General features: G+C 54.7%; 1 protein-coding gene and 2 pseudogenes. All 3 read left to right on the top strand.

The features are described from left to right. Window positions 1-36 precede the first annotated feature (36 nt). Window positions 37-378 (top strand): annotated as a pseudogene (locus BMX55_RS16960) (hypothetical protein); the annotation flags it as partial. A gap of 57 nt (window positions 379-435) precedes the next feature. Continuing rightward, window positions 436-1,362 (top strand): hypothetical protein, encoded by a 927-nt coding sequence (locus BMX55_RS15990; RefSeq protein WP_091459424.1) that lies wholly within the window; start codon window positions 436-438, stop codon window positions 1,360-1,362. A 358-nt stretch (window positions 1,363-1,720) separates the two neighbouring features. Beyond that, window positions 1,721-2,406: pseudogene (locus BMX55_RS15985) on the top strand (heme utilization protein); the annotation flags it as partial.

The following is a 2,406-nucleotide window of genomic DNA, read 5'->3' as shown; positions in this document are numbered from 1 at the left end:
TCCAGCGCGCAGATTGGGTTCCTCAGTACAGCACAAGTGGTTGCACTCAGTAGTCAACAAATTAGTGCTTTGGAGACGAAAACCTTTGCCGCGCTGAGTACAGGACAGTTGGCCGGGTTGGGTGCATCACATGCAGCAGGTCTCACTACGGCCCAAGTGGCAACATTGAGTACAGATGAGATCCGTACATTGGCCACCGCCTTTGTACAAGCACTGGGTACAGCGCAGATTAAATCTCTGTCATCGGCTCAGGTTCCTGGATTAACCACAAATCAAATTCAGAGTCTGAGTACGCTACAGATCAACAATCTGAGCACAGCCGCGATCAAGGCATTGACCACAGCTCAAGTGCCGGGGTTAACCACAAATCAACTGCAAAATCTGACAACCATACAGGTGAGCAGCCTAACAACGACGGCTATTGGAGCCTTCGATATGGATCAAGCGGCTGCCATCAATACGACAGGAATGTCGGCATCCCAGATGCAGACCTTGCTTACAGCCTATGCCTCGCCCTTAGTACTGGACTTGGATGGTGATGGTGTACGCACCGTCTCGGTGGCTGAAGGCGTGCAATTTGCGCTGGGCACCGATGGCCTGTTGCGCGATACGGGTTGGGTATCCTCAGGCGATGGCCTATTGGTACGTGACCTCAATGGCGATAACATCATCAACGACGGGCGCGAGCTGTTTGGTACAGCCACCGAGTTGCCTTCGGGTGTGACAGCAGTGGACGGGTTTGCTGCACTGCGCGCACTCGATAGCAATGGTGATGGCAGTCTGACGGCAGAAGATGCCGCGTTCACGGAGCTGGCGGTATGGAAGGACATCGATGGCAACGGCCAGACCGGTGCGGGAGAGCTGCTCAGTCTGAAGGATGCGGGTGTGGCGGCGCTGCATCTGGATGCGAAGGTCTCAACAGCTACTGACAAGGGCAACTTGTTGGGCTTGGTCTCGTCGTATGAAACCACCGATGGCCAACATCGTGATCTGGTCGATGTCTGGTTCCGTCAGGGTGAGGTGGTCGATGCCAGCCTGCGCACGGCAGTCAGTGGCCTGACAGAATCGCTGGGCAGCTACCTAGACGGTAGTAGTGGAAGCGCAACGCCAGCGCTGGAGCAACCGCAACACGACAACCCTGTGCCTACCACTGCCTTGGCAGAAGCGCTGCCCGTGGGCAACGAGGCTCCTGTGGCAGCTCCGTCTCTACTGATGCCACTGGCAGATTACTACCAGCAGTCTGCTACGGCAGTGATACCCGGCGCAGAAGTGGGCACCAATCTGGCTGGGCTGTTGTCTGGGCAGGGGCCACAGCAACCATTGCCCACACTGGCTTCGGCAGAGGTCTTCAAGAGCAAGTAACCCGACCGCTCAATAACCAAACCAGTCCGTAGCGGCTGGAACACAACGGGCTGTCCTTCGATCAGGACAGCCCGTTCTTTTTTTGACTGATTAACCTCAAACTGTAAAGGTAGGAAAAGTAGTGGGTAAATGGTGTACTTGGTGGCTTAGGGGCTCGTGCCGGATGGTTATAGTGAGTACGCAGATGCTATCGGATGGATGTGGTTAGTTGTAATTTTTTCCTTCATTTCACGTCCACGCCGCCGATATAACTGTCGGATGTTAAAGTAAGCATCCACCTATTTCATCTATTCTGCGCTGGGCCAGCCCTGCTGTTAGTCTGAACTGTGCAGAGTTTTCACTCTCGGAAGGGGCCACTATGTCTTTCGTCACCGTTCTTACGCCTCAACAAATCGCCAGCCTGAGCTCCAGTGATATCCAAGAATTCACTACTGCACAGATAAAGGCATTAACCACAGCGCAGGTTCCCTCGCTCAGTTCTGCCTCCATTGCCTCCATGTCCACAGGACAAATCGTCGCGCTGGATTTGGCTGATTTTGCGGTACTCACCTCTGCCCAGCTGGCTGGAATCACCACCAACCAGCTCAAAGCATTGGGTAGTCATCAAATACAAGCGCTTGGTACAGCGGCTATTCCCGGTTTCACCACGGAACAAGTGGCAAACTTGAGCACCGCGCAAGTTCAAGCACTAACCAGTGCGCAAGTTCAGGCACTTCAAACACAAGACTTCGCTGCACTAACCACGGCACACTTGGCTGCTTTGAGCACCCAACAGGGTCTGGGTATGACGACAGCACAACTGGCAACGCTCAATTCAGCGGAGCTTGGTAAGTTGAGCACTGGTTTTATCCGCGGTTTGAGTACGGCGGCGATTGCCGCACTAGGCACAGAGCAAGTCCCCGGACTGAGCACCGCACAACTGGCCGCATGGACCAGCTCCGCCCAAATCCGGGCGCTAGAGACACGCGACTTGGCGCAATTGAACACGACCCAAATCAAAGCCTTCTCCAGCACGCAGATCGAATACCTCAGCTCGGCCCAACT

It is taken from the genome of Giesbergeria anulus (assembly GCF_900111115.1).
Lineage (GTDB): Bacteria > Pseudomonadota > Gammaproteobacteria > Burkholderiales > Burkholderiaceae_C > Simplicispira > Simplicispira anulus.
The sequence above is the reverse complement of the archived record's forward strand: the minus strand, read 5'-3'. Positions and strand labels throughout refer to the sequence as shown.